A 6,000-nucleotide genomic window follows, 5' to 3' on the forward strand; every position below is an offset into this window, starting at 1 on the left:
CGTTTCGACTGCTTAAGATACCCCCAGGGGTACCTCCACCGCCGTCGTCGCGCACCCTCGGAGGTAAGCAGCACAGGTTCGGAAGGAGAGGAGTACCGCCGTGCGCCTCGTCGACACCCTCGACACACCGGGGCTCGGCAACCGCGGCCATCAGATGGGCGACCGGGTCGGGCCGGCCCACCGTCCCGGTCAGGGGGGCGTCACGCGCCGGCCCGCACTCTCGAAACACGCCCTACGCGAGCGAGAGGAACAGCTTCTCCAGCCGGGCCTTCATCTGCTCCGTCGTCTCGCCGTCCGCGCGGCCCTTCTCGACGTCGGTCAGACACTGCTGGAGGCCCGTGGCGATGATCGCGAAACCGGCCCGGTCGAGGGCGCGGGAGGCGGCGGCGAGCTGGGTGACCACGTCCTCGCAGTCGCGGCCCTCCTCGATCATCTTGATCACGCCGGCGATCTGCCCCTGCGCCCGGCGCAGGCGGTTCAGCACCGACTTGAGGTCATCGCCCTCGAACTGAAGCTCCACGCTCACTCCTCCTCATACCGGTGGGGGTATGTTACTCCCTTGCCGGTCGGGGGGCCGGGCGGGCGGACGTAGCCTGAGTGCTCCGTCCGACCGCCGAGGAGCCTCGTGAGCATCGCCGAGACCGAGAGCGCGCCGCCCACCTGGCGCCTGCTGCTGGGGTACGTCCGCCCGCACCGCTGGGCCCTGCTCACGGGCGCCCTGCTCTCCCTGCTCACCGGCGCCACCGGACTGCTCCTGCCGCTGGTGGCACGGGCGTTGATCGACGACCTGTCCCACGACCGGGCCATCACCGGGGCGTTGCTGCTCATGTCGGCCCTGGTCGTGGCGAACGCGGCGGTGGGAGCGCTGGGTTCCTACGTGCTGCGCCGCACCGCCGAGTCGGTGGTGCTCGGTGCGCGGCGAGCCCTGTCGTCGTATCTGCTGCGGCTGCGCGTCACCGCCGTCGACCGTACCGAGCCGGGCGATCTGATGGCGCGGATCACCTCGGACACGACCCTGCTGCGCGAGGTGACGACGGACTCTTTGGTGGGTCTGGGCACGGGCGGTCTCACGCTGGTGGCGACGCTCGCGCTGATGGGGGTGGTGGACCCCGTGCTGCTCGCGGTCACCCTCGCCGTGATCCTCGCCGCCGGGACGGTCCTCGGGGCCATCGTGCCGCGCATCAACCGGGCCAGCCGGCAGGCGCAGGACGCGGTCGGGGTGATGGGGGCGTCGCTGGAGCGCACCCTGGGCGCGCTGCGCACGGTCAAGGCGTCCGGTACCGAGCACCGCGAGGAGCGGACGCTGCACGAGGCCGCCGAGGAGTCCTGGCGGCAGAGCGTGCGGGCCGCCAAGTGGTCGGCCGCGGCGGGCAACACGGCCGGGCTCGCCCTGCAGATCGCGTTCATCACGGTGCTCGCGGTGGGCGGGGCCCGGGTGGCGACCGGCGCGATCGACGTGGGCACCCTGGTGGCGTTCCTGCTGTACGTCTTCTATCTGATGTCGCCGATCCAGGGGGTCGTCGGCGCGATCACGCAGTACCAGACGGGCTCGGCGGCGCTCGCGCGGATCCAGGAGGCGCTGAGCCTGCCCGCCGAACCGGCCGCCGCCCCCGCCCCGTTGCCCGCCCCCGGCGCCCAGCCTGCCGCGCTGGCCTTCGACGGCGTGCGCTTCCGGTACTCCGAGGAGTCGCCCTACGTCCACCACGGGGTGACGTTCGCCGTACCGGCTCAGGGCATGACCGCGTTCGTCGGCCCGTCCGGCGCGGGGAAGACGACGCTGTTCTCCCTCATCGAGCGGTTCTACGACCCGGAGTCCGGGACCATCACGCTCGACGGCCGGGACCTCGCGGACTGGGAGCTGCCGCGACTGCGGTCGGCGATCGGCTACGTCGAGCAGGACGCGCCCGTCCTGTCGGGCTCCCTGCGGTCCAACCTGCTGCTCGGCAACCCCGACGCGGACGACGCCGACCTCGCCCGGGTGGTGAAGACGACCCGGCTCGACGGTCTGGTGGCGCGGCTGCCCGACGGTCTGGAGACGCTGGTCGGGCACCGGGGCACCAAGCTGTCGGGTGGTGAGCGGCAACGGGTGGCCATCGCCCGTGCCTTGCTGCGCCGCCCCCGGCTGCTGCTCCTGGACGAGGCGACCTCGCAGCTGGACGCGGTGAACGAGGCCGCGCTGCGGGACACCGTCGCCGACGTGGCGCGGACCACGACGGTCCTCGTGGTGGCGCACCGCCTGTCGACGGTGACGATGGCCGACCGGATCGTGGTGATGGACGCGGGCCGGGTCCGCGCGGTCGGCACCCACCGCGAGCTGGTCACGGCCGACCCGCTGTACGCGGAGCTCGCGGCCACGCAGTTCCTGGCGACGGCCGGCTGACCACGCGCGAAGGGCCGCCCCGGCGGGGGCGGCCCTTCGGCGGGGATGCGGTCCGGCCTACAGCGCGGGCAGCATCCGGGTGACCGGGGTGTCGACCGGGCGGAAATCCCGCGGCCGCTTCGCCCGGCTCAGCTCCTTGAGCTGGTCGAGGCGGGTCAGCTGCTCGGACGGGCGGGGCATCCGGCCCTGGCGGTCCGCGGGGACACCGCTCACCGCGAGGGAGTCGAGCGTGGTCACCGCGGTGGGCAGACCGGCGTCCGGTCCGGGCATCGGGGCCGCGTCCGCCAGCGGTGCGGCGAGACCGGTGAGACCGGCGGCCAGGCCGACGGCGGCTGCGATACGTCGTGTCGACTTCATGCCCGGCGCAACGCGGGCGGGCCGCGGCCGGACACGGCCCCCGGACCCCGGTCACCCGTCAGGCGGAGCGCGCGACCGGGCTTGCCCCGTCCCGCCGGGCGCAGGACGCTCGAAGCGGAGGCCTCGGCGGCCGCCCTTCCCGTCGTGCCGCGGGCCTCGAAGGAGGTCAGCATGGGCACCGGCACCACCCCCTCGTTCGCCCGCGGGCTCGGGACGAGGTCCCGTGGGCCCGCTGCCGACAGTCCGCGACCCGGCGGTCACCGCGTTCTCCGGCCGCCGGACGGACCGGCCGATTCCGGTCCGTCCGGCGGCGCGTGATCCGGACCGGGCCGGATACCCGGGGGGCATGAGGCGACTACTCAAATCCAGGCGCAGCGATCCCGGGGACCGGTCCGGTGCGGGGCCGGAGGCGGCCGAGGGCGGGCGGGGACAGGATCCGGAGACCGGCGCGGAGACCACGCAGGAGCGGTTCGGTCCGGATCCCCAGGTGGAGGGGCGCGCCCCGGACTCGCCCACCGACCTGCCCAAGCGGTCGTGGTTCGAGGCGCTCAAGGGCACCCTGCGGGAGTTCCAGGACGACGAGCTGACCGACCGCGCGGCGGCGCTGACCTACTACAGCGTGCTGTCGCTCTTCCCCGCCCTGCTGGTGCTGGTGTCCCTGCTGGGGCTGGTCGGCAAGTCGGCCACCGACAAGGTCATGGAGAACATCGAGAAGATGGCCCCCGGCTCGGCCCGGGACATCCTCACCCGCGCCGTCGAGCAGCTGCAGGACAACGGCGGCCTCGGCTCGATCATGGCCGTCGTCGGCATCCTGCTGGCCGTGTGGTCGGCGTCCAGCTATGTCGCGGCCTTCATCCGCACGGCCAACGCGGTCTACGACATGCCGGAGGGCCGGCCGATCTGGAAGGTGCTCCCGGTACGGCTCGGGGTGACGGTCGCGCTGATGGTGCTGGCCGTGATCAGCGCGCTGATCGTCGTCTTCACCGGGTCGCTGGCCCTTGAGGTCGGCAACACGCTGGGTATCGGGGACACCGCCCTGACGGTCTGGGCCATCGCCAAGTGGCCGGTCCTGGCGGTCCTGGTCACCACCATGATCGCCCTGCTCTACTGGGCCTCCCCCAACGCCAAGGTGCGCGGTTTCCGGTGGATCACGCCGGGCAGCGCGCTGGCCCTGGTGATCTGGCTGATCGCCTCGGGCGGTTTCGCCGTGTACGTCGCCAACTTCGCCTCGTACAACAAGACCTACGGCACCATGGCCGGCGTGATCGTCTTCCTGGTGTGGCTGTGGATCGGGAACCTGGCGATCCTCCTCGGCCTGGAGTTCGACGCCGAGGCGGTGCGGCAGCGCGCGATCGCGGGCGGGCATCCGCCGGGGGAGGAGCCGTACGCGACGCCGCGCGACACCACCGCCTGGGACGAACAGGACAAGCGCCGTCTGCGCAGCCCGTGACGGCGCTCGCCGGCTCCCTCAGCGCATCCAGGCGCTGTACTCCATGACGTCCCCGGCCCGCACCCCGTAGGCGGGGTCGGCCCGGGTGAACGTCGTCTCCAGGCCGAGGACCGCGCCGGTGCGCGGATCCATGATCAGCAGGTGGGCGAGGCCCCGCTCCTCGTACGTGTACGCCAGCCCCGCCCGGCCGAGCCGGTCGGTGACCTGGCCGGCCGGGCGCAGTCCCTCGGTGCCGGCGAGCAGCTCGGCCAGCGCCGCGGACTCCCGGGCGCCCAGGGTCCAGTGGTCGAGCAGCAGTTCCACGGCGTCGAGGAGTTCGCCGCTGCCGAGCCCGTCGGGTTCGGAGGCGGCCTCCCGCAGCCAGGCCCGCAGCCGGGTCGCGTCACGCGGCGGCGGGGACTGGGGCGGGGCGTCGCTCCAGCTGCGCGGGTAGCTGCGGCGGCTGACGACGTGGCCGTCCTCGACCAGCCGGGGGCCGTCGGCGTCGTCGCGCAGCACGGGCCGGCCCGGACGCGTCGGGTCGGTCGCCACCACGAGCTCGGTGTGGCTGCCGTCGGCCTTCCAGCGCACGATCCGCTCCTCGGGGAGCGTGATCGGCGCCTTGTCCTCGCTCATCGCGAGGCTCCACGACTGCACATGCGTGCCCTTGCGCAGGGCCTGCGCTCCGGCGGCCGCGTCCGCGCGGGCCCGCCGCGCCAGCTCCGCCAGGGACACCGGAGTGGCGTCGGCGCGCACGACCAGCGGACGGGGGGCGGCCAGGGCTGGGGTGGTCGCGGTGCCGCCGACGACCAGGCCGAGGGTGACGGCGGTGACGACGGCGGCCAGCAGTGCCCAGGCCGGCCGGGGGCGGACGCCGGGGCCCGTGCGAGGCCACCGGACACGGCGGCGGCCGGGCGGTTCGCGCCGCAGGTCCGCGAGGAGGCGTTCGGCCCGCCGGTCCAGGGGCCCGTCGCCGAGGCGGGGGTGGTCGGCCGGGACCGGATCGGCGGCGCGCAGGAGGTCGAGTTCGTCAGCCATGCTGCTGCTCCTTCGTGGCTGTCGTACCGGTCGTGAGGGCGGGGCGGAGCTGGTCGATCTCGGCCTTCAGCCGGCGGCGGGCGCGGTGCAGCCGCATCGACGCGGCGCGCCGGCCGCAGCCGAGGACCACGGCGATCTCGTCGGCGCCGAGCTCCTCCCAGGCCGCGAGGCGCAGCACCTCCTGGTCGGCGGGGGACAGCCGGGCCAGCGCGTCGTGCACCCAGGCGCCGGGCGGTTCGGCGTCGGGGCCCGCCTCCACGTGCCGTCCGTGCGCCGCGTCGTCGTTGCCGAGGCGGTCGACCAGCCGGCGCCGGCGCCCGAAGCCGCGTACCGCGTTCGCGAGGCAGTTGCGTGCCACGCCGTACAGCCAGGGCAGCGGGGCGGCCGGGAGGTCGTCCCGGCGCCGCCAGGCGACGGTGAACACCTCCGCCACCACTTCCTCGACCTCGCTCGTCCGGCCGTCCAGTCGCCGCGCGACGTAGCGGCTGACCGCCCAGTAGTGCTCGCGATAGGCAGCGGCGAAGACCTCGTCGTTGCTCATGCTCCGTTCGTGTCCGGCACCCGCCGGATCGTCACACCCCTCCCCGGTGATTCTCCTCGCCTCCGCCGGGTGTGCCGTGCGGACCGCCTTCGGACACAGGCGGGGTGTGAAAAGGATCAGAGACATCAGGGGCGTCCGGGCCGTGCGATGGCCGGCGACGACCGACCACAAGACGATCGGCACGCTGTACCTCGTCACGTCGTTCGCGTTCTTCGTGATCGGTGGCGTGATGGCGCTGCTCATGCGCGCCGAGCT

6 protein-coding genes and 1 pseudogene are annotated in these 6,000 nt (G+C 74.0%); 3 read left to right on the top strand and 4 right to left on the bottom strand.

Annotated elements, in window-relative coordinates; all coding sequences use genetic code 11:
* Positions 1–232: 232 nt before the first annotated feature.
* Positions 233–520, bottom strand: a complete 288-nt coding sequence (locus ACFRAC_RS30015) for a metal-sensitive transcriptional regulator (protein WP_382934815.1) — start codon at positions 518–520, stop codon at positions 233–235.
* A 105-nt stretch (positions 521–625) separates the two neighbouring features.
* Between ACFRAC_RS30015 and ACFRAC_RS30020 the strand changes: the two genes are divergently transcribed.
* Positions 626–2,380 carry an ABC transporter ATP-binding protein gene (locus ACFRAC_RS30020; RefSeq protein WP_382934820.1) on the top strand — a complete coding sequence of 585 codons (1,755 nt, stop codon included), beginning with the start codon at positions 626–628 and terminating at the stop codon, positions 2,378–2,380.
* A gap of 57 nt (positions 2,381–2,437) precedes the next feature.
* On the opposite strand, the gene ACFRAC_RS30025 is transcribed toward ACFRAC_RS30020, so the two are convergent.
* The gene (locus ACFRAC_RS30025) at positions 2,438–2,737 is read right to left on the bottom strand and encodes a hypothetical protein (protein WP_382934823.1); all 300 of its coding nucleotides are present in this window, start codon (positions 2,735–2,737) and stop codon (positions 2,438–2,440) included.
* 346 nt (positions 2,738–3,083) lie between these two features.
* Between ACFRAC_RS30025 and ACFRAC_RS30030 the strand changes: the two genes are divergently transcribed.
* Complete coding sequence (locus ACFRAC_RS30030; protein WP_382934825.1) at positions 3,084–4,187, top strand: YihY/virulence factor BrkB family protein; 1,104 nt, start codon at positions 3,084–3,086, stop codon at positions 4,185–4,187.
* A gap of 18 nt (positions 4,188–4,205) precedes the next feature.
* Here ACFRAC_RS30030 and ACFRAC_RS30035 read toward each other — a convergent pair whose 3' ends face one another.
* Together ACFRAC_RS30035 and ACFRAC_RS30040 are read right to left on the bottom strand one after the other, a co-directional pair.
* Positions 4,206–5,204, bottom strand: coding sequence for a CU044_5270 family protein (locus ACFRAC_RS30035; RefSeq protein ID WP_382934827.1), 999 nt, complete (start codon positions 5,202–5,204; stop codon positions 4,206–4,208).
* Positions 5,197–5,745, bottom strand: a complete 549-nt coding sequence (locus tag ACFRAC_RS30040; protein ID WP_382934830.1) for an RNA polymerase sigma factor — start codon at positions 5,743–5,745, stop codon at positions 5,197–5,199. Before ACFRAC_RS30040 ends, ACFRAC_RS30035 begins: the two co-directional genes overlap by 8 nt.
* On the opposite strand from ACFRAC_RS30040, the pseudogene ACFRAC_RS30045 reads away from it, so the two are divergent.
* Positions 5,744–6,000 (top strand): annotated as a pseudogene (locus tag ACFRAC_RS30045) (hypothetical protein); the annotation flags it as partial. The gene ACFRAC_RS30040 and the pseudogene ACFRAC_RS30045 overlap by 2 nt on opposite strands.

The organism is Streptomyces sp. NPDC056628 (assembly GCF_042792555.1).
Classification (GTDB): domain Bacteria; phylum Actinomycetota; class Actinomycetes; order Streptomycetales; family Streptomycetaceae; genus Streptomyces.

Excerpts from the sequence above, each read along its gene's own strand:
- ACFRAC_RS30035 (WP_382934827.1), bottom strand. The coding sequence starts at position 5,204 with ATGGCTGACGAACTCGACCTCCTGCGCGCCGCCGATCCGGTCCCGGCC.
- ACFRAC_RS30030 (WP_382934825.1), top strand. The coding sequence starts at position 3,084 with ATGAGGCGACTACTCAAATCCAGGCGCAGCGATCCCGGGGACCGGTCC.
- ACFRAC_RS30040 (WP_382934830.1), bottom strand. The coding sequence starts at position 5,745 with ATGAGCAACGACGAGGTCTTCGCCGCTGCCTATCGCGAGCACTACTGG.
- ACFRAC_RS30025 (WP_382934823.1), bottom strand. The coding sequence starts at position 2,737 with ATGAAGTCGACACGACGTATCGCAGCCGCCGTCGGCCTGGCCGCCGGT.